Origin of the sequence: Vibrio genomosp. F10 str. ZF-129, from assembly GCF_000287055.2 — a bacterium.
Lineage (GTDB): Bacteria > Pseudomonadota > Gammaproteobacteria > Enterobacterales > Vibrionaceae > Vibrio.
In genome coordinates this window covers 1-25,010 of sequence record NZ_AJYQ02000093.1, presented here as the reverse complement: position 1 = coordinate 25,010, position 25,010 = coordinate 1, and the positions used below count along the sequence as shown (strand labels likewise).

Here is a 25,010-nt window from a genome sequence, read left to right as displayed (position 1 = left end):
TCATTACTAAACGGTGAGGCAACATTGAGCAATAAAATTGTGACGCTAGAGATCAATCTAGAACCTTCAGATAACCGCCGACTAGCCAGTTTATGCGGTCCTTTCGATGACAATATCAAGCATTTAGAACGCAGATTGGGCGTTGAAATAAACCATAGAAACAATTTCTTTACCATTGTGGGTAAGCCCCATACAGCCGCAGCCGCACTGGATATTATCAAATCTCTTTATGTCGACACCGCTCCGGTACGTGGCAATATTCCCGACATTGAACCTGAACATATTCATCTCAATGTGAAGCAATCAGGTGTTCTTGAGCAAACGACTGAACCGACACTAGAACATGGCAAAGAAGTCTTCATTAAAACCAAAAAAGGGGTGATTAAGCCTCGTACGCCAAATCAAGCGCAGTATTTAGTGAATATGGTCACCCACGACATTAGTTTTGGTATCGGCCCTGCTGGTACAGGGAAAACTTACCTCGCTGTTGCTGCTGCTGTGGATGCCCTTGAGCGACAAGAGATCCGCCGTATTTTACTGACACGTCCAGCGGTGGAAGCGGGTGAAAAGCTCGGTTTCCTTCCCGGAGACCTAAGCCAAAAAGTGGACCCTTACTTGCGCCCGCTTTACGACGCTTTGTTTGAGATGCTTGGCTTCGAGAAAGTTGAAAAACTGATTGAGCGTAACGTTATTGAAGTCGCCCCCCTCGCCTATATGCGTGGCCGTACTTTAAATGATGCCTTCATCATTCTCGATGAAAGTCAGAATACGACCGTAGAACAAATGAAAATGTTCTTAACCCGTATTGGTTTTAACTCTCGTGCCGTTATCACCGGCGACGTCACACAAATTGACTTACCGCGTGGGGCACGTTCAGGCCTTAGACACGCCATCGAAGTGCTCAATGAAGTGGACGAGATTAGCTTTAATTTCTTCCTCTCTGATGATGTGGTTAGGCACCCTGTTGTTGCCCGAATCGTCAATGCTTATGAGAAGTGGGAAACACAAGATCAGAAAGAACGCAAAGAAATTGAAAAACGTCGCCGTGCAGAGCGAGAAGCACTCAATACCGAATCAGCGCCTCTCGTCAACAATCAAGCATCACCTGAAATCAAAGAGCCCAAATAAACATGACAATTGAATTGGACCTGCAACTGGCCGTTAAAGACGAGCAAGGCCTACCAAGTGAAGCCGATATTCATCTCTGGTTAAGCAAAGCTGTGACAAATTTTCAGCAACAAGCGGAAGTGACCATTCGCATTGTCGATACTGAAGAAAGCCAAGAACTTAATCATCAGTACAGAGGCAAAGACAAACCCACTAACGTGTTGTCCTTCCCGTTTGAAGCGCCTCCAGGCATTGAACTCGATCTACTCGGTGACCTCGTCATTTGTCGCCAAGTCGTTGAGCGCGAAGCAAAGGAGCAAAATCAGCCCGTTTTTGCACACTGGGCGCATATGGTTGTACATGGTAGCTTGCATCTGCTAGGTTATGATCATATTGACGATGCTGATGCTGAAGAAATGGAAGCGTTAGAAGCAGAAATTTTGCAATCAATGGGGTTTGAAGACCCTTATAAAGATGAAAAACTGAGTTAAAATACCATCATCGCCAAACAATTTGGTTTGCCTTTAAGAAACAGTCGAAGGCAATTATGTGCGCTATCACACTTTTGGTAGCAATATAGATATGAGAAGCAATGAACGAAGGTAATCCTCCCTCTTCGCCGGAAGGTAAAAAAGAAAAGGCCGAAGGTCCGAGTAGAAAGTCCTTTTTAGGACGTCTTGGACAACTTTTTCAAACAGAGCCCAAAGATCGCCAAGAGCTGGTTGATGTAATAAGGGACTCTGAAGAAAACGATTTAATCGACCATGATACGCGCGATATGCTTGAAGGTGTTATTGAAATATCTGAAATGCGAATCCGTGACATCATGATACCTCGGTCTCAAATTGTCACGGTAGAAAAAAGTGACGATCTTGATAAACTCGTCTCCTTGATAACCGATGCACAACACTCTCGGTATCCAGTGATCAGCGAAGACAAAGACCATGTAGAGGGAATACTTCTCGCCAAAGACTTACTCAAGTATTTGGGCTCTGAAAGTGAAACCTTTGCAATAGAAGAAGTTATTCGTCCAGCGGTTGTTGTTCCTGAAAGTAAACGCGTTGACCGTTTGCTTAAAGAGTTTCAAGAAGAGCGCTACCACATGGCGATTGTCGTCGATGAGTTTGGCGGTGTATCTGGTCTTGTGACTATCGAAGACATTCTCGAAGAAATCGTCGGTGAGATTGAGGATGAATTTGACGACGAAGAAGAAGTGGATATCCGTAAACTGAGTAAACATACTTTCTCAGTCAAAGCCCTAACCACCATTGATGAGTTCAATGAGACTTTCCAAACTAGCTTCAGTGCCGATGAAGTGGATACCGTAGGAGGACTTGTCATGAGCACCTTGGGACACTTGCCTTCGCGTGGTGAAGTCGTTGAAATCAACCATTATGCGTTTAAGGTCTCGGCTGCTGATAACCGACGTGTACTGCAACTTCAAGTCACCGTACCCGATGAAGAACCGCTTCCTCAACCGACGGAAGAATAATCCAACCTCGCTTTTCGAGAATATTGATAGATGACTAATCACATTATTCATCGCCTACAGCGGCCTTTAGGGGCCGTTTTTGTTGGCGCTTTAACCACATTGGCTTTTGCTCCTTATCAAATTTGGCCGCTGGCTATCATTAGTCCGTTGTTACTTTTAGCCTTACTCCAAGGGCAGTCATCCAAACAAGGCTTTTTTATTGGTTATGCTTGGGGAATCGGCTTATTTTCCACCGGCATCAGTTGGGTCCATATCAGTATTGATGTCTTCGGCGGCATGCCCAAAATAGCGAGCCTGTTTTTGATGGCGCTGCTGGTGGGCTATCTTGCTCTATACAGTGGTCTGTTCGCTTGGTTATTAAACCGCTACTTTCCTCTGGTCAGTCGCCATCGATTTATCCTAGCCGCGCCTGCTTTATGGCTTCTTACCGATTGGCTACGCGGTTGGGTAATGACTGGCTTTCCATGGCTATGGCTAGGCTACAGTCAAATAGACTCACCACTCGCGAACTTTGCCTCCATAGGTGGCGTAGAGTTAATCACTTTTCTGCTGCTTCTCTCTTCTGCATCCATGGCTTTTTCCCTATTTAGCCGTTCATGGTCAATATTGCTCATTCCATGCGTCATCTTATCTTCTGGGTTTGGCCTGAGAAATGTGGACTGGGTGACTCCCGACTCTGACAACTCGACGACAGTAGCATTGATACAGGGAAATACTGACCAATCCAGTAAATGGATACCCAGTCAACGCTGGCCAATAATCATGAAATATGTCGAGCTAAGCCGTGAACACTGGGATGCAGATGTCATTATCTGGCCAGAAGCGGCCATTCCTGCTTTTGAATTTGAGATCCCAGCTTTTCTACGAAGCCTTGACGAGTCCGCTAAGGAAAACCAAACGGCAATCATTACCGGAGTTGTGAACAAAAATGACACAGGGAACTTTTATAATAGTGTCCTCGCTATTGGCAGTACACCTTACGGCGACTACAGTTACGACCCAAATGAACGCTATCACAAACACCACCTATTACCTTTTGGTGAGTTCGTTCCTTTTGAAGACATTTTAAGACCAATTGCGCCATTTTTTAATCTACCAATGTCCTCATTCAGTCAAGGGGACTTTGTTCAACCTAACATCATAGCCAATGGTCGTCATATGGCACCAGCGCTGTGCTATGAGATTATATTTAATGAACAAGTTAGGCGAAACGTCACCGATGATACCGACTTTATTCTAACGCTATCTAATGATGCTTGGTTTGGGGACTCTATTGGCCCGCTGCAACATATGGAGATTGCGAGAATGAGAGCCAGAGAGTTAGGTAAGCCTTTGATTCGTTCTACCAATAACGGGGTAACAGCGGTAACCGACTTTAAAGGGAATATTATCGAACAAGTCGCACAATTTGAGACCGCTGTGTTAACGGCCACCCTCCAATCAACAACCGGCCAAACCCCTTATCGTAACTTTGGAACTTGGCCATTGTATATTTGGGTAGCTTTAAGTTTGGTTCTTTCCGCCGTTGCCGCTCGTAACACCGTTGCTAAGCCTAAGCGTTGAGACCTTAAGATTTCGTGCTTAATGCCTAGTGCCCTAGTGCTTAGTGATCAACGCTCAATGATCAGTACTTAACAGCAACGAGCTCAGTACTTAACACTAACAACCGATAACCTAGTAGCTCGCACCTAAGAACAAAGATGATTGGTGAGGTGCTAGATTATCGGTGTTAGCGGCCCTCAGCGAAAAACAGAATGCAGTATTCGCTAAGGCTTTAATGCCTGCCGACTAAACCCAGTATGGCCACATTGCGTGCAGGCGATCACTTTTGTGGGATGGTTATACTGCACCTTATGACCACATTCATCACAAATCAAAATACCAAGCCCTATCATATCCCCTGCCTGATATAGCCCCTGATGTTCAAGATCTTGAAACAGCTCGACCCACTCAACCTTTGTTCGATCGGTAATATCAAGCAACCCCTGCCAAATCGAATCCGAAATCATGATCGAAAATGGGCTGCCTTTGCTCTCTTCATAATTATCAGCGAACGCCTTAAAGTCAGATTGTAGATACGCTGAAATCAATGAAAGCTCATCTTTAGTCATATCATTAGCAGCGCTGACGACTTTAGCGGATGTTTCAAAAACATGGGTAATTTCTTCAGGGCTACTTTTCAATGTTTCGACAACCTCATCGAACATATCTTCGTAACCCGCTTTATGTTTTGGCATAACAAACCCCCTCAAGATAGATTGGCTATTGTTGTACTACGCTCCTTTAGGTATTCTATGTCGATCTGTAAGATTCTGTTCTAACCGAACTCACAAATTCCAAGATAACCGGATATCATCGATGCAAGAGCAATATAACCCGCAAGACATTGAACAAAAAGTTCAGCAGCACTGGGACAACAGCAAGACCTTTGTTGTAAGTGAAGACCCAAATAAAGAAAAATTCTACTGTCTCTCTATGTTTCCTTACCCTAGTGGGCGACTGCACATGGGTCACGTTCGCAACTACACTATCGGTGATGTGGTATCTCGTTTCCAGCGTCTGCAAGGAAAAAATGTCATGCAGCCAATTGGTTGGGATGCATTTGGACTTCCTGCTGAAAACGCCGCAGTCAAGAACAAAACTGCGCCAGCGCCGTGGACATATGAAAACATCGAGTACATGAAAAACCAGCTGAAATTACTCGGCTTTGGTTATGACTGGAGCCGTGAATTCGCAACCTGTACGCCAGAATATTACCGTTGGGAACAAGAGTTCTTTACCAAACTGTACGAAAAAGGCCTGGTGTACAAGAAAACCTCTTCTGTTAACTGGTGCCCTAACGACCAAACTGTACTGGCTAATGAGCAAGTAGAAGATGGTTGCTGCTGGCGTTGTGACACGCCTGTAGAGCAAAAGAAAATTCCACAGTGGTTCATTAAAATCACAGAGTACGCTCAAGAGTTACTCGATGACTTAGATAACCTTGAAGGTTGGCCTGAAATGGTGAAAACCATGCAGCGCAACTGGATCGGTCGCTCTGAAGGTGTTGAACTCTCTTTCGCTGTTAACGGTGAAGAAGCGCCATTAGAGGTATACACAACGCGTCCAGACACGCTAATGGGGGTTTCTTACGTTGGTATCGCAGCAGGTCACCCACTGGCAGAGAAAGCGTCTAAGAACAACCCAGAGCTTGCAGCATTCGTTGATGAATGTCGTAACACCAAAGTAGCTGAAGCAGAATTGGCAACGATGGAAAAGAAAGGTATGGATACTGGCCTAACGGCTATCCATCCTCTTAACGGTCGTGTTGTTCCTATTTACGTAGCAAACTTCGTTCTTATGGATTACGGCACAGGCGCGGTAATGGCGGTTCCTGCTCACGATCAACGTGACTACGAATTTGCAGTTAAATACGGTATCGACATCATTCCAGTCATCAAACCAGAAGACGGTTCTGAGCTAAACGTTTCTGAAGCGGCTTACACAGAAAAAGGCGTTTTGTTCGATTCTGGGGAATTTGATGGCCTTGCATTCCAAGAAGCATTCGATGCCATCGCGGCCAAGCTTGAAGCTGAAGGCAAAGGTAAGAAGACAGTCAACTTCCGCCTGCGTGACTGGGGGGTATCTCGCCAGCGTTACTGGGGCGCTCCAATCCCAATGGTCACCACTGAAGATGGTCAAGTTCACCCAGTACCAGCAGACCAATTACCCGTCATTCTTCCTGAAGACGTAGTAATGGATGGCGTAACGAGCCCAATCAAGGCAGACAAGTCTTGGGCTGAAACAACATTCAACGGCGAACCCGCTCTACGTGAGACCGACACATTCGATACCTTCATGGAATCATCTTGGTACTACGCACGTTACTGTTCACCACAAGCAGACGACATTCTCGATCCAGAGAAAGCAAATTACTGGCTACCCGTTGACCAGTACATTGGTGGCATCGAACACGCTTGTATGCACCTATTGTATTCTCGATTCTTCCATAAACTGCTTCGTGATGCAGGTTACGTCACCTCTGATGAGCCATACAAACAACTACTATGCCAAGGTATGGTATTGGCTGATGCGTTCTATCACGAGAATGAAAAAGGCACGAAAGAGTGGATCGCACCCACAGACGTGACCGTTGAGCGTGATGCAAAAGGCCGTATTGAAAAGGCAACCGACGATCAAGGCCGTAATGTTGAGCACTCTGGCATGATCAAAATGTCGAAGTCTAAAAACAACGGTATTGACCCTCAAGAAATGGTCGACAAATACGGCGCTGACACCGTACGTCTATTCATGATGTTTGCGTCTCCTGCAGACATGACACTTGAATGGCAAGAGTCTGGGGTTGAAGGTGCAAACCGCTTCCTTAAGCGTGTTTGGAAACTGGTTCACGCACACTCATCTAAGGGGGCTGCCGAGGCAGTTGATGCTTCTGCGCTTTCTGGCGACCAAAAAGCACTTCGCCGTGATGTTCACAAGACAATCGCAAAAGTCACCGATGATATCGCTCGTCGTCAAACCTTTAACACCGCGATTGCTGCCATCATGGAACTCATGAACAAACTGGCGAAAGCGCCTCAAGAGTCAACACAAGATCGTGCGATTCTAGATGAAGCCCTGAAAGCGGTTGTTCGCATGCTTTACCCAATGACGCCACACATCTCTTACGAAATGTGGATTGCATTGGGCGAGTCCGACGTTGATTCAGCAACATGGCCAACGTTTGATGAAGCGGCACTGGTTGAAGATGAAAAAACCATTGTGGTTATGATCAACGGTAAACTTAGAGCAAAACTCATCGTTGCTGCAGACGCGACAGAAGAACAGGTTAAAGAGCTTGGTCTAAAAGATGAGAACGCCATTAAGTTTCTAGATGGCTTAACCATACGTAAAGTTATTTACGTACCAGGTAAGTTACTTAACATCGTGGCAAACTAATGCAGTTTGGATTTTAGCTACGTGTAAATTAAGCAGGGTGCTTACCCACCCTGCTTACTTATCTAATCGTTCTACGTCTTGTTCTACCGATAAGCACAAAGAGCCATTAGATAAGTATCCCAATTAATGAGAGCCTCCTAAACATGCGCCTGACTTCTAACTCATTTAAACTTGCTTGCGTTGTATTCAGCGCCAGTTTAATTTCGGCATGCGGATTCCATCTGCGTGGTGACTATTCAGTACCCGAAGAGTTATCGACTATTTCTGTCACCAGTTACGATGAATACAGCACTTTTACGCGTGTAGTCAAAAATCAATTTCGCCTAAATGATGTGGAAATAGTTTTACCAAATGAAGAAATCCCAAACATGCACTTATTAGGTGAGGGGGTTGGTGAAAGAACATTGTCGCTGTATCAAAACACTAGGGCCGCTGAAATTGAGTTGACCTTTCGTGCCTCATACCGCGTCACCATTCCTGAACTAGGTGCGAAGACATTTTCTACCAGCGTGACTCGAAGCTACCTTGATAACCCACTGACCGCTTTAGCAAAGTCAGTAGAACGTGACATGATCGAAGATGAAATGCGTAAACTCGCCTCAACACAAATTATTCGCCAGATGGGCCGATTAAGAGCCGATATCGAAGCGCATGAAATGCTCCTTGAAGAGCAATTCGTTGCGGGTTATGACAATACGGAAGAGCAGTACAAAATCAAAACTATTGAAGGCCAATTGCCACAAATATCAAACCCACAAGCGGAAGCCAATTCCACCGCTGCAGACACTGCGCAATAGAGCCGAACATGCGTATTTACGCCGACAAACTTTCAGATCAACTGAATAGGCAACGCCATCCTGTTTACTTGCTGTTTGGTAATGAGCCACTGCTGATTCAAGAATCCCACCAAGCTATCCGAGCTAAAGCTCAGACAGAGGGGTTTGATGAACGTCATCGATTCACCTTAGACAGCAACCTAAACTGGAATGATGTGTACGATTGCTGTCAAGCGCTCAGCTTATTCTCCGCTCGCCAAATTATCGAATTAGAAGTGACAGAAGCAGGGCTCAATGCAGGACACTCCAAAGAACTGGTGTCACTAAGCGCAATGCTTCATCCTGATATTTTGCTGATCATCATTGGTGGGAAGCTCACCAAAGCACAAGAAAATGCAAAGTGGTTCAAAGCCCTAAACAACCAAGGTTGTTGGGTCAGTTGCTTAACACCAGACATTCAAAGACTGCCGCAATTTGTTCAATCCCGCTGCCATGCTCTGGGTTTAACAGCAGATGCAGAAGCAAGACAAATGCTGGCTCAATGGCATGAAGGCAACTTATTTGCCCTATCCCAAAGCTTAGAAAAATTAGCACTTCTCTACCCCGATGGGCAGTTAACTCTGGTTAGATTGGAAGAATCCCTGAGCCGTCATAACCATTTCACTGCTTTTCATTGGATCGATGCGCTGCTGGCAGGAAAAGCAAAGCGAGCTCAACGGATTTTACGCCAGCTTGAAGCTGAATCGGTAGAGCCGGTGATCCTGGTTCGCTCAATTCAAAAAGAGCTTATGCTTTTGCTGAAGCTGCAAGTAGAACTCAAAACAGCGTCTGCATCTCAAGTCTTCGATAAGCACAGAATATGGCAATCGAAACGACCGCTGTACAACAGCGCTTTATCTCGACTTTCTTTCGTCGCTATTCAACAACGTTTAAGCTTACTTGCACAGTGCGAAATATTGTCTAAAACTCAATATGACACGTCTCCTTGGCCAATATTGCACCAATTGAGCTTAGAGCTGTGTCAGCCGTCTATCAACTTGGCAGCATCCTAATAAAAGCATGCTATACTGCGCAGCCAAAAATTCACCCATTGACACCCCCTGAGGAACTCCTTTTGTTACGTGAAGAACTGAATAGCTTTCTTGCTGATAAAGCAGACGATATGAAAGCACTGAATATAAAAACGATTAATGTACAAGGTAAATCAAGCATTACCGACTACATGATTATTTGTACTGGCACCTCTAAAACACACGTGGCTTCTATCGCAGGGCATGTTGCAAAAGAAGTAAAGCAAGCGGGTTTAGACACGTTTGGTATGGATGGTGAAAAAGAAGGCGAATGGGTTGTTGTTGATATGGGCACAACCATGCTGCACGTCATGCAAGAAGAGCACCGTGAGCTATACCAATTAGAAAAACTTTGGGGCTAGTTTGTGAAGATTCAGCTTATTGCCGTTGGGACTAAAATGCCTAAGTGGGTCGAGGAAGGCTTTCAAGAGTATCGTCGACGATTTCCACATGACATGCCTCTCGAGCTGATCGAAATAACGGCAGGTAAGCGTGGGAAGAACGCAGATATTGCTCGAATCCTACAAAAAGAAGGGGAAGCAATGCTGGCTGCAGTGCCAAAAGGCAATCGCATTGTGACTCTGGATATACCGGGCAAGCGTTGGGACACAGAACAGCTCTCACAACAATTAGAAGCCTGGAAGTTAGACGCACGCGACGTATCGATTTTAATCGGTGGTCCTGAAGGATTAGCCCCTGCGTGTAAAGCAGCGGCTGATCAAAGCTGGTCTCTCTCTCCGCTAACACTCCCTCACCCTCTTGTCCGAGTGTTGATGGCTGAAAGTCTGTATAGAGCTTGGAGTATTACAGCCAATCACCCTTATCATCGAGAGTAACCTCCATGTTGCGTAAGCGTAGCCAAATTCGAGACCACCATCAGGAAACACGGCTATTTAGAAGTCGTGCTCTTATTTCCTTTTTCGGCATCATCTTTTTGATGGGTATTCTGCTGGCGAATCTCTACAACATTCAGGTTAATCAGTACCAAGACTACAAAACTCGCTCTAATGACAATCGCATTAAAGTCGTACCGATTGCGCCGAATAGAGGCCTCATCTATGACCGTAATGGTAAACTTCTTGCTGAAAACCGCCCTGTTTTCAACCTAGAGATCACACTAGAAAAAGTCGACAATATTGATGATACGATTGCGCGGCTACAACAAGTACTGCCTGAAATCACCCCAGATCGAATCGAAACATTTACTCGCGAACGACGACAAACCCGTCGCTTTAATTCTGTCCCTTTGCTAACTCAGTTAACTCAAGAACAAGTGGCTAAGTTTTCGGTGCAGCAACACAATTTCCCTGGTGTTTCCATTACTGCTAACTTGAAGCGTTACTACCCTTACGGCAGTGTTCTTACCCATGTTATTGGTTACGTATCTCGAATTAATGACCGGGATTTACAGCGATTAGCGCGAGAAGAACGAGCCGCGAACTACCAAGCCACTCGTGACATCGGCAAACTTGGAATCGAGCGTTTTTACGAAGAAAAACTGCACGGCATCGCTGGCTATCAAGAAGTCGAAGTGAATAGCCGTGGAAGAATTATACGAACATTAAAGTACGTGCCACCAATCCCTGGCAAAGATATCGTTTTGAATCTCGATATCGATTTGCAGCTTTATGTTCACAAGTTGCTCGATGGTCGCCGAGGCTCCGCTATCGTGCTTGATCCTATTGATAATGGCGTCCTCGCTATGGTCTCTAGCCCAAGCTACGATCCCAATGCATTTGTGCATGGCATTTCATCCAAAGCCTACAACGCACTATTAACGGATATCAACCGTCCCCTTGTTAACCGAGCCACGTTAGGCATCTATCCACCAGCGTCAACGGTCAAACCTTTCATCGCTGTGGCAGCCCTGCAAGAAGGTGTCGTTACAACGAAAACCGTGCGTAATGACCCTGGCTACTGGAAAATTCCAAATTCGAAGACTCGCCCTTTTAGAGATTGGCTTCGTTGGGGACACGGAAAGGTCGACATTGTAAAATCTATTGAAGAATCCGTGGATACTTTCTACTACCAAATCGCTTATGATATGGGTATAGATCGCCTATCAAGTTGGATGAGCATGTTTGGTTTTGGCGAATATACCGGTATTGATATTTACGAAGAAAGTAAAGCCAATATGCCCACTAGAGACTGGAAAGTCGCCCGTCATCGCACGCCTTGGTACCAAGGCGATACCATTCCTGTGGGGATAGGCCAGGGCTACTGGACAGCAACGCCGATGCAAATCGCCAAAGCTACCTCTGTCCTCATTAATCATGGCGAAGTCACGGCGCCACATTTACTCCGTTCAACGATTAAAAATGGCGAGAAGTTTGACCTTCAACAGCTGGAAGATTTTGAAACATACCCTCCTATTACCGGGGTTCCTGAACGATACTGGAATGTCGCAACCGAAGGCATGCGTCTGGTTAACCACGGTGTCAAGGGAACGGCGCGACGTGCGTTTAGAGACCTTAAATATGTCAGTGCAGGCAAGTCAGGAACAGCGCAGGTATTTGGCCTTGCAGAAGACCAAGAATATAACGCGGATGAATTAGAAGAGCATCTTCGCGATCATGCCCTGTTTACCGGTTATGCGCCTTTCGATAAGCCCGAGTTCGTCGTTACTGTCGTATTAGAAAATGCAGGCGGAGGCTCCACTCATGGTGGTCCTGTCGTCAGACGAATATTTGATCATGCAATACTTGAAAGACAAGAAGGAACAGAACAATGATCTTTGATCCTTCAACAGGAAACAATCGCGCTTTTTTTCACCGCTTTCATATCGACCTGCCGCTATTACTCGGCATACTTGTCCTGATGGCATTTGGCCTTGTTGTGATGTACAGCGCAAGTGGGCAAAGCTATGGGATGATGGACAGACAAGCAATGCGAATGGCGCTGTCACTAGGCGTTATGGCAATGTTGGCTCAAATCTCCCCTCGAACCTACGAATCACTGGCTCCTTTTTTATTCTTTTGTGGCATAACCTTGTTGCTTGGAGTGCTGTTTTTTGGTGAAGCTTCAAAGGGAGCGCAACGTTGGTTAAACTTAGGGTTCATTCGCTTTCAACCCTCTGAATTACTTAAGCTAGCCGTTCCTTTAATGGTCGCGCGTTACATAGGAAAACGAGCTATACCGCCAAGCTTTAGAACCATTATAATCTCATTGGTGATGGTATTTGTTCCCACGATTCTGATTGCTAAGCAGCCCGATCTAGGCACATCCATTCTCATCGCCGCTTCAGGTATTTTTGTTATATTTCTAGCGGGTATCAGCTGGAAAATCATTTTTGCAGCGATGGCCTGTGTAGGGGCTTTTGCGCCCATATTATGGTTTTATTTAATGCGCGAGTACCAAAAAGTACGCGTTAGAACACTGTTTAATCCTGAGTCCGATCCGCTGGGTGCTGGCTACCACATCATCCAAAGTAAGATAGCAATCGGTTCGGGCGGCGTATCCGGTAAAGGTTGGCTGCAAGGCACTCAGTCTCAACTCGAGTTTCTACCCGAGCGACATACTGACTTTATCTTTGCGGTTATCGCAGAAGAATGGGGCATGCTAGGGATTCTCGCTTTGCTGACCATTTATCTGTTCATCATGGGAAGAGGCTTATATCTAGCGAGCCAAGCTCAAACCTCTTTTGGACGAATGATGGCGGGCAGCATTATCTTAAGCTTCTTTGTCTACGTCTTTGTTAACATTGGCATGGTCAGTGGTATTTTGCCCGTTGTTGGCGTTCCTTTACCACTAATTAGCTATGGTGGTACCTCAATGGTCACCTTGATGGCAGGCTTTGGCATATTGATGTCGATACACACTCATAGAAATGCATTCTCAAAGGCGACATAAATTGATCATCCAAAAGCACATTCTCATACTCGCAGTGACCAGTGCAACATTATTCGGTTGTTCGTCATCTGGCCGCTATAGCCTAGATCAAGACGTCGCGCCAAAAGAACCTATTTCGGTCGATCATATTGAAGATGCGGTACCTCAATATGAACCTTATAGCTTGGGGGGAAACCGTAATTACACCCTCCGTGGCAACAGCTACGTTATCGTTAAAAACGCGAAAGGCTTTACCGAAACGGGCAAAGCCTCTTGGTATGGTAAAAAATTTCACGGTCATTTGACTTCAAATGGTGAAATTTACGACATGTATTCGATGACAGCAGCGCATAAAACTCTGCCGATTCCTAGCTACGTCAAAGTCACTAATCAGGATAACGGAAAATCGACCGTAGTTCGTGTTAATGACCGAGGCCCATTTCATGAGAGTCGCATCATCGATTTAAGCTATGCCGCTGCCATCAAACTGGATGTCGTCAAAACAGGTGTTGCTAATGTGGAAATTGAAGTCATTACGGTTGAACGGCCAGAATCCGCCCATAAACAAAACGCACTACCAAGCTATATTGTGCAAGTCGCTACCTCGAAGCACCAAGATCGCTCTTTAAACCTCTCCAACGATCTCGCGGCAAAATTGTCTGTACCCAGTTATATTGAATCCAATCAATCCCTTCATCGTGTTTTTCTCGGGCCATTTAATGACTATACGTTGACGCAACAGACCCTTGAGCAAGTTAAAGTGCTTGGATACTCTTCAGCCTTCATAAAAAAGCACACAGTCGCCCAGTAATCACTCATCATATTCGGTGCCATAGACGTGGCACTGGTGTGAATAATGGTTTCTGTTAATATACGGACAGTTAAAACAAAAATTTTGTATTCATCATGAAAAAAACATCAGTATTTAATACCATCCTCACATGCTCGATTGCTCTTTCTTCCGTTGCAACTACTCTGGCTAACGCCTCACCAATAGTCGTACCTGACGCGCCCCAAATCGCTGCAAAAGGATTCGTTCTTCTTGATTTTCATTCCGGAAAAGTTCTGGCTGAAAAAGAGATGAATACCAAATTATCCCCAGCAAGCTTAACCAAGATGATGACAAGCTACGTCGTTGGTCAAGAGATAGAGCGTGGTAACCTTTCACTGACCGATGAAGTGACCATCAGTGAAAACGCGTGGGCGAAGAACTTTCCTGACTCATCAAAAATGTTCATCGAAGTCGGTACAACAGTGACCGTTGAAGATCTCAACCGCGGTATTATCGTTCAATCGGGTAATGATGCCTGTGTCGCGATGGCTGAGCATATTGCAGGATCAGAAGACGCCTTTGTCGATTTGATGAATGCTTGGGCAGATACCATTGGCATGACCAACACTCACTTTGCCAATGTACATGGTTTAGACAGCGATAGTCTCTATTCTACCCCGTACGATATGGCGCTTTTAGGATCGGCGCTGATCCGCGACGTACCCGACGAGTACCGTATCTACTCAGAAAAAAAATACACTTACAACGGCATCACACAGTACAACCGTAACGGATTATTGTGGGACAAGAGCATGAATGTTGATGGCATTAAAACCGGCCACACAAGTAATGCAGGTTATAGCTTAGTCAGCTCAGCGACTGAAGGTAAAATGCGTTTGGTGGCGGTCGTAATGGGCACCAAAAACGCCAATGCACGAAAATCTGAAAGCAAAAAACTACTCAGCTATGGTTTTAGATTCTTCGAAACAGTCGCACCTCACAGTGCTGGCGAAACCTTCGTTGAAGAAAAAATCTGGATGGGTGACAAAGATAGTGTTGCTTTAGGCGTGGATGTCGACACTTACGTGACCTTACCTCGTGGCCAAGCCAAGAACCTAACCGCAAGTTTTGTTCTTGAAAGTGAACTAGAAGCACCGATCATGAAAGGTGACGTAGTCGGTAAACTTTTCTACCAACTTGAAGGCGAAGATGTTGCCGAATACCCATTACTCGCTCTGGAAGACGTTCAGCAAGGCGGTCTATTTAGCCGACTTTGGGACTATCTAATGTTACTTTTCAAAGGTTTTTTCTAATCTGACCTTTTTAATTGTTTGAAAAGCTGCCTAGTGCAGCTTTTTTCCTTTTGGTACTTAGTTGAGATTCCGCTCAATAGACAGTAATATGCGTCCCCTAAAAACCGATTTAACCTTGGAGTATCTACAATGATGACCATTAATTCAGATGCAAAGCTTAAAGACTTGCTCGAATTCCCGTGTTCATTCACCTTTAAAGTGATGGGCTACGCAAAACCTGAATTACCGGAGTTGGTATTGGAAGTCATTCAACGTCATGCTCCAGGTGACTACAGCCCAGTCGTTAAGCCAAGCGCTAAAGGCACGTATAATTCAGTGTCAATCAACATCACAGCAACCTCAATTGAGCAGGTAGAAACCCTGTATAAAGAGCTCGGCGATATTGATATCGTACGCATGGTCTTATAATAAAGTTTAAACTTTAAAATAATATTGAAAGCAGCCATTGGCTGCTTTTTTGTTTTCAATCAGACACCTATGATATATGAGCATTTTTTCTAGTTAATTTGTGGTTATCAATATGTAGTTCATTCTCATGAATGTGTTTATAATGCGATAACTTTACAAATCACTACGGAAAGCGGAATGCTAAATCAATTAGTCGTCAGACAACTTGGTCGCCAAGATTACCATCCTGTATGGAAAGCGATGCACGAGTTCACCGACAATCGAACCGATGAAAGTAGCGATGAAATTTGGTTAGTTGAGCATAATCCTGTATTTACGCAGGGTCAGGCTGGAAAAGCGGAGCATATTCTCGCTGCGGGTGATATTCCTGTCGTACAAAGTGATCGTGGGGGGCAAGTCACTTATCATGGTCCAGGTCAGTTAGTGGCCTACTTCTTAATTAACCTAAGACGAAAAAAATTAGGCGTTCGAGATCTCGTTACACATATTGAGAATCTCGTCATTAATACTCTGAAAGCTTACAATATCGAAGCTTCAGCCAAGCCCGACGCACCCGGTGTTTATTCCGACAATAAAAAGATCTGTTCCCTTGGATTAAGAATTCGAAAAGGCTGTTCTTTTCATGGTCTAGCACTGAATGTTGATATGGACTTGTCTCCGTTTTTGCGTATCAATCCATGTGGTTATGCAGGAATGGAAATGGTACAGGTTAGCCAGTTAGGTGGACCAAGTCAGCTAGACGTCGTTGAACAGCAATTAATACAAGAACTCGTCGCACTCCTAGACTACGAGCACGTTAAATTTTGCACAAAAGCCCTTAACGAGAAGCAGTAAAATCATGAGCAAACCAATTCAAATGGAAAAAGGCGTCAAATACAGAGACGCTGACAAAATGGCATTGATTCCTGTTAAAAACATGCCAAGCGAAACAAAAGAAGTATTGCGTAAACCAGACTGGATGAAAATAAAGCTGCCATCTGACAGTAAGCGCATCAAAGAGATCAAGTCGGCTCTACGTAAAAATAACCTTAACTCGGTGTGTGAAGAAGCCTCTTGCCCTAACCTTTCAGAGTGTTTCAACCACGGAACGGCAACCTTCATGATTCTAGGTGCTATCTGTACACGCCGCTGCCCATTTTGTGATGTTGGCCACGGCCGACCTCTTGCTCCTGAAGGCGATGAACCGAAGAAGCTGGCACAAACCATTAAAGACATGAAACTTAAGTATGTGGTGATTACCTCTGTCGATAGAGACGACTTGAGAGACGGAGGCGCACAGCACTTTGCCGATTGTAACCGAGAAATCCGCGAGCTTAACCCTAACATTCACATTGAAACATTGGTCCCTGACTTTCGTGGCCGTATGGACATCGCCCTTGAGTTACTCAAAGACAACCCACCGGATGTCTTTAACCATAACTTAGAAACCGCCCCACGCCTGTACCGTAAAGCGCGCCCAGGTGCGAACTACAAGTGGTCGTTAGAACTTCTTAAAAAGTTTAAACAGCAACACCCTAATGTTCCGACAAAATCGGGGGTAATGATGGGGCTTGGGGAAACAAAAGAAGAGATCATTCAAGTTCTTAAGGACTTACGTGAGCACGATGTTACCATGCTCACTCTGGGTCAGTACCTCGCACCAAGCCGTCACCATTTGCCAGTGGAACGCTATGTACCGCCGGCTGAATTTGAAGAGTTGAAAGAAATTGCGTTGGATTTAGGTTTCACTCACGCAGCTTGTGGCCCGTTTGTGCGTTCTTCTTACCATGCCGATATGCAAGCACAGGGCAAAGAAGTTAAGTAACGCCAATATTGATAAAGTCGGTGGTATCATCGACTTTACTTTCTGATCTATGGTTAATAATCCATTGTTAATAATAGATGGTGAATAATCCGCTTCTCAATTGAAACTGAACGGTAAAATCGATAGGCTAAAGAAACTAACGGAATGTACTCACCTATCGTTGAGATAGCTAAGGAATAAAAATGAATAGAATGGGATTATTGGCGCTGATGTTCGCAGCCGTTACTGCTGGTTGTGCTAACAACACCAAACAAGACAACTATAGAGAAGCCTCTTTTGAGCTTTGTAACACTGAGGTCGATATTTATTCGGTCAGTGATGATGGTCGTGTAAGAATTGTCTGCTCAGATGGTTCGAAGTTCGCTCTAACATCAGAAGAAACGTTAGAGGTTATGCGTGATATCAATATTGATTACTGTGACGGTGAAGGGTTGGGTAAATTCAACGAAAGCCGAAAATACTACTCATTCCAGTGTAAGTCAGGCACCTTGCTGAGTATTTCGAAAAAGTAAGACGACCTTTTAGACTATAACCGATATTAAAAAGACCAGCCCTTCAACAAGCTGGTCTTTTTGTTTCTAAGTTTCGTTCTACGCAGAAACTAAAAGAGCCCCCAAATTGGAAGCTCTTCATTATTATTTTCAAACTTAACTGATTCTAGTTCTAGGAAAAGGCGCGGAGTTTACGCTAGTAAATGAGTACCTTTAACACCGAAATAGAACAGTTAAGGCAGAAAAATTAAGCGTAAACCGGTAGACGCTTACAGATCTCTAGTACTTTCGCTTTCGTTGCTTCGATAACAGACTCATCACCCATGTTATCTAGGATGTCACACATCCAACCTGCTAGCTCTTTCGCGTCGGCTTCTGAGAAACCGCGACGAGTGATAGAAGGAGAACCGATACGGATACCAGACGTAACAAACGGGCTACGTGGATCGTTTGGTACTGAGTTCTTATTCACAGTGATGTTCGCTGCACCTAGTGCTGCATCGGCTTCTTTACCTGTGATGTCTTTGTCGATTAGGTCAACTAGGAACAGGTGGTTCTCTGTAGAACCTGAAACGATGTTGTAACCGCGAGCTAGGAATTCAGCAACCATTGCTTTTGCGTTAGCCACTACGCGAGCTTGGTATTCTTTGAACTCTGGCTCTAGCGCTTCTTTGAACGCTACTGCTTTACCCGCGATAACGTGCATTAGAGGGCCACCTTGGCCGCCTGGGAATACTGCTGAGTTTAGTTTCTTGTAAAGATCTTCGCCTTCGTTAGAAAGGATAAGACCGCCACGAGGACCCGCAAGCGTTTTGTGCGTTGTCGTCGTTACAACGTGAGCGTGTGGAACTGGGTTCGGGTAAACACCTGCAGCGATTAGCCCAGCAACGTGCGCCATATCGACGAAGAAGTAAGCACCGACTTTGTCAGCGATTTCACGCATACGCTTCCAATCACAAACTTGAGAGTAAGCTGAGAAGCCACCGATGATCATCTTAGGTTTGTGTTCGATAGCCAGCGCTTCCATCTCTTCGTAATCGATTTGGCCTGCTTCATCGATACCGTAAGGGATGATGTTGTAAAGCTTACCAGAGAAGTTGACAGGAGAACCGTGAGTTAGGTGACCACCGTGCGCTAGGCTCATACCAAGAACAGTATCACCCGCGTTTAGTAGCGCCATGTAGACAGCGTTATTTGCTTGAGAACCTGAGTGTGGCTGTACGTTTGCGTATTGTGCGCCAAACAGTTCACATGCACGCTCAATTGCCAATGTTTCAACCTTATCAACGAACTCACAGCCACCGTAGTAACGCTTACCAGGGTAACCTTCTGCATATTTGTTCGTTAACTGAGAGCCTTGAGCTTCCATTACACGTGGGCTTGTGTAGTTTTCAGAAGCGATAAGCTCAATATGTTCTTCTTGGCGAACCGTTTCCTCTTGGATCGCTTCAAATAGGTCTGCATCATAATCTGCAATGTTCATGTCACGTGTTAGCATCTGTATCTCCTGACTCAGATTGTACTGAAAGTTTCAAAAAAACCACACAAAAACCGTACGCAAACGTTTACGTAGGTCGAATTTATGAAAAGCATTCTACATAATTTGATCTGTATCATAAAGAGCAAAATCACTTTTTATCATGCAGTTTATTCATAATGACTTATAAGCTTTATAATGCTTGTCGTACCTTAATCACCCACAAGCGGCTTACTGTCAAGTTTTCGCTTTACACCCTGTAAAACGATAATTACATAGGTTTACCCTAATTTTATCTCTCTAGCTACCGAAAAGATCATCTTTTCTCTACTATTCGCCCCAATAGTCTCTAGAAGAAAATCAAGTTGATGGAAAAACACTCAAGTAAAGAAGATTGGATTGCAATTTTAACCGGGACTTTCTTAGTCGCTCAAGGGGTATTCTTTCTTCAATCCGCGCATTTGCTCACAGGCGGAACAACGGGATTAGCCCTGCTGTTAAGCCAAATTGTCTCAGTGTCTTTTGGTACTCTGTATTTTCTTATTAACTGCCCATTTTATTTACTTGCCTGGCAGCGATTTGGCAAACGCTTTGCCATAAATAGTGCTATTTCCGGTGCGTTAGTCTCTGTTTTCGCCGATCACTTATACCTAGTGATTACCCTTGATACCGTCAATGACATTTATTGCGCTATCGCTGGCGGATTGTTAATGGGATTGGGGATGCTGATCCTATTTCGACATCGTTCTAGCCTCGGAGGCTTTAACGTTCTATGTTTAGTGATCCAAGATCGATTTGGAATATCAGTGGGAAAAACTCAAATGCTTATTGATGTGGCGATTTTGTTCGCTTCTTTCTTTTTTGTGTCTCCACAGGTTATTGGTTTGTCTTTACTTGGAACCGTCGCGCTCAATGTGGTTCTGGCCATGAATCACAAGCCGACTCGTTATACCGTCACTTACGGCTAGTTATTCCAAGCATAAAAAGGGCTCGCACACTGGCGAGCCCTTTCTGTTTGTAACATTCAATTCAATGTGTCATTAATGCACACTTCTCGTTTTAACATCATGTTGCAGTTCTTTATTTAATTCCGCCTCAACATGGCCTGGAGAGTGCGTCGTAATAGAGATCAATCGATACATAGCAGGAATAACAAACAGGGTCACCAGGGTTGCAAACCCCATACCAAAGAAGATCACCGTACCTACCGCCACTCGGCTTTCATAGCCTGCACCTGTTGACGTTATCAATGGAATGGCACCCGCCAATGTGGTAAATGCCGTCATCATGATGGGTCTTAACCGCCTTGCGGATGCATCGACGATGGCTTGTTGGAACTCGATACCTCGGTCACGCAACTGGTTGGTAAATTCAACGATCAAAATACCATTTTTCGTCACCATACCAATCAACATAATCATACCGATCTGGCTATATATATTCAGACCCTGTCCCATAAAGTACATACCGAGGAACCCACCGAATACCCCCATTGGCACCGTGAACATCACCACTAATGGGTTAATAAAGCTTTCAAATTGAGCGGCTAACACTAGATAGGCCACCAGCAAAGCCAATGCAAAGACAATCAAAATACTCGATTGATTTTCTTTGTAATCTTTCGATTCGCCAGAATAGCTCACCGATATTTCGTTCGGCAGCAGTTCGATCGCTTTTGAATCTAAGAAATCGAGCGCATCGCCCAACGTCGAGTCACCAGCCAAGTTTGCGGTCACGGTAATCGATTTCTGTTTATTGTAGTGAGCAAGACGAATCGATGACGCAACTTCTTCAATGCTTGTCACCGCATCAAGCGTCACTAATTCACCCGACACGGTTCGCATGTAGATTTGACTCAAATCGGAAGCATTGTTGAAGCTGTTTTCATCACCACGAAGGTAAACGTCATACTCTTCGCCTCGTTCAACAAACGTGGTTTCCGTTTTACCGCCCAACATCACTTCAAGCGTATCCGAAATATCCGACACACTGATCCCTAGTTCAGCCGCTCGTTGACGATCAATCGTGACGACAAGCTCCGGCGTTTTCTCTGAATAGTTAATCTCTGCCCCTTCCATTAACGGGGAGTTTTCAGCCTCGACTTTTAATCGCTCGGCCCACTCCATCAATTCAGGGTAATCGGTTCCGCCTAAGACAAATTGCACTGGCTCACTGGATCCCCCTCTAAAACCGGGCATGAATGGGAATACACGTACGTCGGGAATACCTGTAAGTGCTTTCCTAACTTCACCAAGGGCATTTTGAGCGGTAATATCGCGCTCGTTCCAGTCATCCAAAATCATGATAACAAAGCCCGTTTGGTCACCGGCATTACCACCAAACGCTGGGGATTGGATACTGAAAGATTTAAGAAAGCCTTGTCCTAAAAGTGGCAATAATCGTTCTTCCACAATGTCCATGTTGGCTGACATTCGGTTATAACTCGTTGCATCCGCACCGCGCACAAAGGCAAAGATAACACCACGGTCTTCTGATGGAGTGAGCTGTGCCGGAATTTGTTGCATTAAACCGTAACTGCCACCAATACACGCCATGATGACCAGAGGCGCCGCAAACTTCCACTTAAGCGCCAACGTTAATACTCGGCGATAACCGTTCTCTAACTTAGTAAACAATCTATCGATAAAACGGTTGAATCGATTCGGTTTGACATTGGCTTTGAGAATTTTACTGCCTAGAACCGGGGTTAAAGTCAGCGCCACCAACGATGAGAAAATGACAGACATGGCTAATAATACCGAGAACTCGGTAAACAAAAGCCCGACCATTCCATCCATAAACGAAATGGGTAAGAAGACCATAACAAGCACCAACGTTGTCGCCACAACGGCAAAACCAACCTCTCTGGTTCCTTTGTAAGCCGCTAATAACGGTTTTTCACCTTTCTCGATATGGTGAAAGATGTTTTCCACCACCACGATCGCATCATCCACGACTAGGCCTATCGATAAAATCAACGCCATCAATGTAATCAGGTTAATTGAAAAACCAAAATAATGAGCGGCAATAAATGATGAGATCAACGAAACCGGCACCGTCACTGCGGGAATAAGCGTGGCTCTGGCCTGGCCTATAAATATGTACAGCACCAGGATAACCAACCCGCCTGTAATAAAGAGCGTACTGTAGACTTCAGAAATGGAACGCTCAATAAACACGGTCGAGTCATAATCAATAGCAAGACGAGTGCCTTCTGGTAAAAACTGCTGTATATCATCCACTTGCTTATGCACAAGATCAGCGACATCGAGCGGGTTTGCATCCGATTGGGGGATAATACCCATACTCACGTTGACCACCCCATCACTTTTAAACGTGGAACTTTCATTCTGAGCGCCAACATAAACATCGGCGACGTCTTTCAAGTAAATAGGCGTGTTGTCACTGGCACGTTTTACGACGAGATAATCAAAATCTTCAGCAGAGTTGTAGCTTCGAGCAGTCCGGACGGACATAACAATCGAATCATTACGCACTTCTCCACCCGGGCTTTCTAAGTTTTCTTGTTTTAATGCCTGGGTAATATCTGACGTCGTCACGCCACGCCCAGCCATGAGTTCAGGCTTAAGCTTCACATACATGACTTTGTAGAGGCCACCCGACACATCCACTGAACTGACGCCACTGATCAAACTGAAACGGTCTAACAGCACACGTTCGATGTAGTCCGTGAGCTGTGTTCTGTCCATTTCTGAAGAACTAAGGTTGATGTATAAAGAGGCTTCTCCAGAACCATTGTTCTTGAAGACGATAGGATCATCCGCCTCATCCGGCAAAGAACGCTGCGCTCGAGCAACCGCATCGCGAACATCACTCACCCCCGTGTTTAAGTCATAACCTAAATCAAAAGTAATCGTGATCCGCGAACTGCCGTTTCGTGTCGTAGATTCAATCTCATCAATCCCACTGATACCAGAGAGCTGATCTTCAAGAGCGGACGTAATCTGGCTTTCGATAATGGTTGCAGATGCCCCCTCATATCGAGTTGATATGGATACCACAGGGCTTTCAATATCAGGCATCTCACGAACAGCAAGCTTACTAAACGAAACAATACCAAAGACACACAATAGTAAGCTAAGTACAATGGCAGAAACCGGTCGTTTAACCGATACATCGGATAACCACATTAGTTCGTTTCCTTCTGCTTCGCTTTTCCATCAGCGCCCAATTCGGATACCGAGACGCCATCTCTCATATTAACGATGCCCTGAACAACGATTTTCTGGCCTATCTCTAACCCTTTCTCAATCACCACCAAGTTCTCAATACGAGCGCCTAAAATAACTTCTGTTTTTTTAGCGATATTGTCATCGTTCACAACATAAACAAACCGTTTAGTTCCCGAGTATTGCAGTGCTTGAACCGGAATAATCGGCGCTTCAATCTCTGGAAAAGCCATATCGGCCGATACGAGCATGCCCGGTTTCAATTTCATGTCAGTATTATCAAAGTGGATACGCACCCGTAGGTTGAGTGTTTCTTGGTTAATACGGGAATCAATGCCAACCACTTCGCCTTTAAATTGACGTTCACTGCCCCAAGCGCTAGTCGTTGCAACCACGTCCATCCCAATCGATAATCGTGACAAATAGTGCTCTGGTACTTGCAAATCCAATCTCATTAAAGACAAATCATCGAGAGTCAGCAACTCACTCCCTGCGCTCACCAATTCGCCGCGACTGAAGTCAATAAAGCCTACCGTACCTTCAAATGGCGCAGAGATGTGTAAATCGCGTAAATTGGCATTAGCGGCATCTAAACGAGCCTGGGCAATATCAACACTGGTTTTCTGTGCATCAATTTCCGTTTGCGTGATTGCATTGCGTTTCGCCAAGCGCTCATATTCTGTTAGTTTACGTTTTTCATCCCGCAAATAAGCTTTGGCCTCTGCGACAGCTGCAATCGCTTTATCGTCATCGAGTTTGACTAATGTTTGATTTTTAGTCACTTTCTGGTTCGCTTTCACGGCGATCGTATCGACCTTTCCCGCGACTTCCGAAGAAATGACCACCGACTGATCGGATTCAATTTTACCAACAAGAGACAAAGATTGAGACACATGGTGAATTTGAACTGACTCAGTGATGACAGATACCGAAGGAGCCGTACGAGGGCCTTTAGCATAAGCCGTTGCAGAAACGAAAATAGACATTATGACGCTGAATATTATTGTATTTTTCATAGTACTTCGCTGAATTTTGTTGACTGGCTGTAGTATATCTATTGATACGCACAGTAACGTCAATGAGTGTAAATTATTTCAATAATATTCGAACTTTCTTTTGTTTATGCTGGCATAGTGGTTCCTGCATTTAGCCTATTTGTATAAAAACCAACGCCTTTGCCCAAAAAGTCAGCATTTGATTCAAAATCATAAGAAAAATCTTTACAGCATGAGCGAGTTTGCTATTATGCGCTCCGCACTTGAGCGATGTGTTGGGAATACATTGTTTAAGCTTACTTTCTAAAGAAGTAAGAAAACACCCCTGGAGGGGTTCCCGAGTGGCCAAAGG

22 protein-coding genes and 1 pseudogene are annotated in these 25,010 nt (G+C 44.8%); 18 read left to right on the top strand and 5 right to left on the bottom strand.

Going from position 1 to position 25,010, the window contains the following annotated elements; translation table 11 throughout:
* Positions 1-24: 24 nt before the first annotated feature.
* The 4 genes from A1QO_RS10465 (at position 25) to lnt (ending at position 4,162) form a co-directional block, all read left to right on the top strand.
* Positions 25-1,128 (top strand): PhoH family protein, encoded by a 1,104-nt coding sequence (locus A1QO_RS10465; protein ID WP_026026812.1) that lies wholly within the window; start codon positions 25-27, stop codon positions 1,126-1,128.
* A gap of 2 nt (positions 1,129-1,130) precedes the next feature.
* A complete protein-coding gene (gene ybeY, locus A1QO_RS10460) occupies positions 1,131-1,598 on the top strand; it encodes an rRNA maturation RNase YbeY (RefSeq protein ID WP_017034693.1) in 468 nt (155 codons plus the stop codon).
* A gap of 101 nt (positions 1,599-1,699) precedes the next feature.
* Complete coding sequence (gene corC, locus A1QO_RS10455; RefSeq protein ID WP_017034694.1) at positions 1,700-2,599, top strand: CNNM family magnesium/cobalt transport protein CorC; 900 nt, start codon at positions 1,700-1,702, stop codon at positions 2,597-2,599.
* A 30-nt stretch (positions 2,600-2,629) separates the two neighbouring features.
* Positions 2,630-4,162, top strand: coding sequence for an apolipoprotein N-acyltransferase (gene lnt / locus A1QO_RS10450; RefSeq protein WP_017038843.1), 1,533 nt, complete (start codon positions 2,630-2,632; stop codon positions 4,160-4,162).
* Positions 4,163-4,365: 203 nt separating this feature from the next.
* Here lnt and A1QO_RS10445 read toward each other — a convergent pair whose 3' ends face one another.
* Complete coding sequence (locus A1QO_RS10445; RefSeq protein ID WP_017034696.1) at positions 4,366-4,836, bottom strand: zinc ribbon-containing protein; 471 nt, start codon at positions 4,834-4,836, stop codon at positions 4,366-4,368.
* Positions 4,837-4,957: 121 nt separating this feature from the next.
* Between A1QO_RS10445 and leuS the strand changes: the two genes are divergently transcribed.
* From leuS to A1QO_RS10380, 13 genes are all read left to right on the top strand, one after another.
* Positions 4,958-7,534, top strand: coding sequence for a leucine--tRNA ligase (gene leuS, locus A1QO_RS10440; RefSeq protein WP_017034697.1), 2,577 nt, complete (start codon positions 4,958-4,960; stop codon positions 7,532-7,534).
* A gap of 143 nt (positions 7,535-7,677) precedes the next feature.
* On the top strand, positions 7,678-8,331 hold the full coding sequence (lptE, locus tag A1QO_RS10435; RefSeq protein ID WP_017034698.1) for an LPS assembly lipoprotein LptE: 654 nt from the start codon (positions 7,678-7,680) through the stop codon (positions 8,329-8,331).
* An 8-nt stretch (positions 8,332-8,339) separates the two neighbouring features.
* A complete protein-coding gene (gene holA, locus A1QO_RS10430; protein ID WP_017039465.1) occupies positions 8,340-9,362 on the top strand; it encodes a DNA polymerase III subunit delta in 1,023 nt (340 codons plus the stop codon).
* Between the two features lie 62 nt (positions 9,363-9,424).
* Positions 9,425-9,742 carry a ribosome silencing factor gene (gene rsfS / locus A1QO_RS10425; protein ID WP_017034700.1) on the top strand — a complete coding sequence of 106 codons (318 nt, stop codon included), beginning with the start codon at positions 9,425-9,427 and terminating at the stop codon, positions 9,740-9,742.
* A 3-nt stretch (positions 9,743-9,745) separates the two neighbouring features.
* Complete coding sequence (rlmH, locus tag A1QO_RS10420) at positions 9,746-10,216, top strand: 23S rRNA (pseudouridine(1915)-N(3))-methyltransferase RlmH (protein ID WP_017034701.1); 471 nt, start codon at positions 9,746-9,748, stop codon at positions 10,214-10,216.
* Between the two features lie 5 nt (positions 10,217-10,221).
* A complete protein-coding gene (gene mrdA, locus A1QO_RS10415) occupies positions 10,222-12,111 on the top strand; it encodes a penicillin-binding protein 2 (protein ID WP_017039464.1) in 1,890 nt (629 codons plus the stop codon).
* A complete protein-coding gene (rodA, locus tag A1QO_RS10410; protein ID WP_017034703.1) occupies positions 12,108-13,229 on the top strand; it encodes a rod shape-determining protein RodA in 1,122 nt (373 codons plus the stop codon). The genes mrdA and rodA overlap by 4 nt, the downstream gene beginning before the upstream one ends.
* A complete protein-coding gene (locus A1QO_RS10405; protein ID WP_026026839.1) occupies positions 13,207-14,019 on the top strand; it encodes a septal ring lytic transglycosylase RlpA family protein in 813 nt (270 codons plus the stop codon). The genes rodA and A1QO_RS10405 overlap by 23 nt, the downstream gene beginning before the upstream one ends.
* Positions 14,020-14,114: 95 nt before the next feature.
* Positions 14,115-15,293 carry a serine hydrolase gene (locus tag A1QO_RS10400; RefSeq protein ID WP_017038849.1) on the top strand — a complete coding sequence of 393 codons (1,179 nt, stop codon included), beginning with the start codon at positions 14,115-14,117 and terminating at the stop codon, positions 15,291-15,293.
* A 129-nt stretch (positions 15,294-15,422) separates the two neighbouring features.
* Positions 15,423-15,701, top strand: a complete 279-nt coding sequence (ybeD, locus tag A1QO_RS10395; protein ID WP_017034706.1) for a DUF493 family protein YbeD — start codon at positions 15,423-15,425, stop codon at positions 15,699-15,701.
* Between the two features lie 177 nt (positions 15,702-15,878).
* Positions 15,879-16,535: a lipoyl(octanoyl) transferase LipB gene (gene lipB / locus A1QO_RS10390; RefSeq protein WP_017038850.1), complete on the top strand. Its 657-nt coding sequence runs from the start codon at positions 15,879-15,881 to the stop codon at positions 16,533-16,535.
* A gap of 4 nt (positions 16,536-16,539) precedes the next feature.
* Entirely contained in the window at positions 16,540-17,505 is a 966-nt protein-coding gene (gene lipA, locus A1QO_RS10385; RefSeq protein ID WP_017034708.1) for a lipoyl synthase, read from the top strand.
* Between the two features lie 182 nt (positions 17,506-17,687).
* A complete protein-coding gene (locus A1QO_RS10380; RefSeq protein ID WP_017034709.1) occupies positions 17,688-18,017 on the top strand; it encodes a hypothetical protein in 330 nt (109 codons plus the stop codon).
* 226 nt (positions 18,018-18,243) lie between these two features.
* On the opposite strand, the gene glyA is transcribed toward A1QO_RS10380, so the two are convergent.
* Positions 18,244-19,494, bottom strand: a complete 1,251-nt coding sequence (glyA, locus tag A1QO_RS10375; RefSeq protein WP_017038851.1) for a serine hydroxymethyltransferase — start codon at positions 19,492-19,494, stop codon at positions 18,244-18,246.
* A gap of 347 nt (positions 19,495-19,841) precedes the next feature.
* Here glyA and A1QO_RS10370 point away from each other — a divergent pair, with 347 nt between their 5' ends.
* Positions 19,842-20,441: a YitT family protein gene (locus tag A1QO_RS10370; RefSeq protein ID WP_017034711.1), complete on the top strand. Its 600-nt coding sequence runs from the start codon at positions 19,842-19,844 to the stop codon at positions 20,439-20,441.
* Between the two features lie 72 nt (positions 20,442-20,513).
* Here the strand turns inward: A1QO_RS10370 and vexH are convergent, their stop codons facing one another.
* The 3 genes and pseudogenes from vexH to A1QO_RS20510 form a co-directional block, all read right to left on the bottom strand.
* Entirely contained in the window at positions 20,514-23,624 is a 3,111-nt protein-coding gene (vexH, locus tag A1QO_RS10365; protein ID WP_017034712.1) for a vibriobactin export RND transporter permease subunit VexH, read from the bottom strand.
* On the bottom strand, positions 23,624-24,679 hold the full coding sequence (locus tag A1QO_RS10360; RefSeq protein ID WP_026027101.1) for an efflux RND transporter periplasmic adaptor subunit: 1,056 nt from the start codon (positions 24,677-24,679) through the stop codon (positions 23,624-23,626). The genes vexH and A1QO_RS10360 overlap by 1 nt, the downstream gene beginning before the upstream one ends.
* Positions 24,680-24,809: 130 nt before the next feature.
* Positions 24,810-25,010, bottom strand: a pseudogene (locus A1QO_RS20510) (hypothetical protein); the annotation flags it as partial.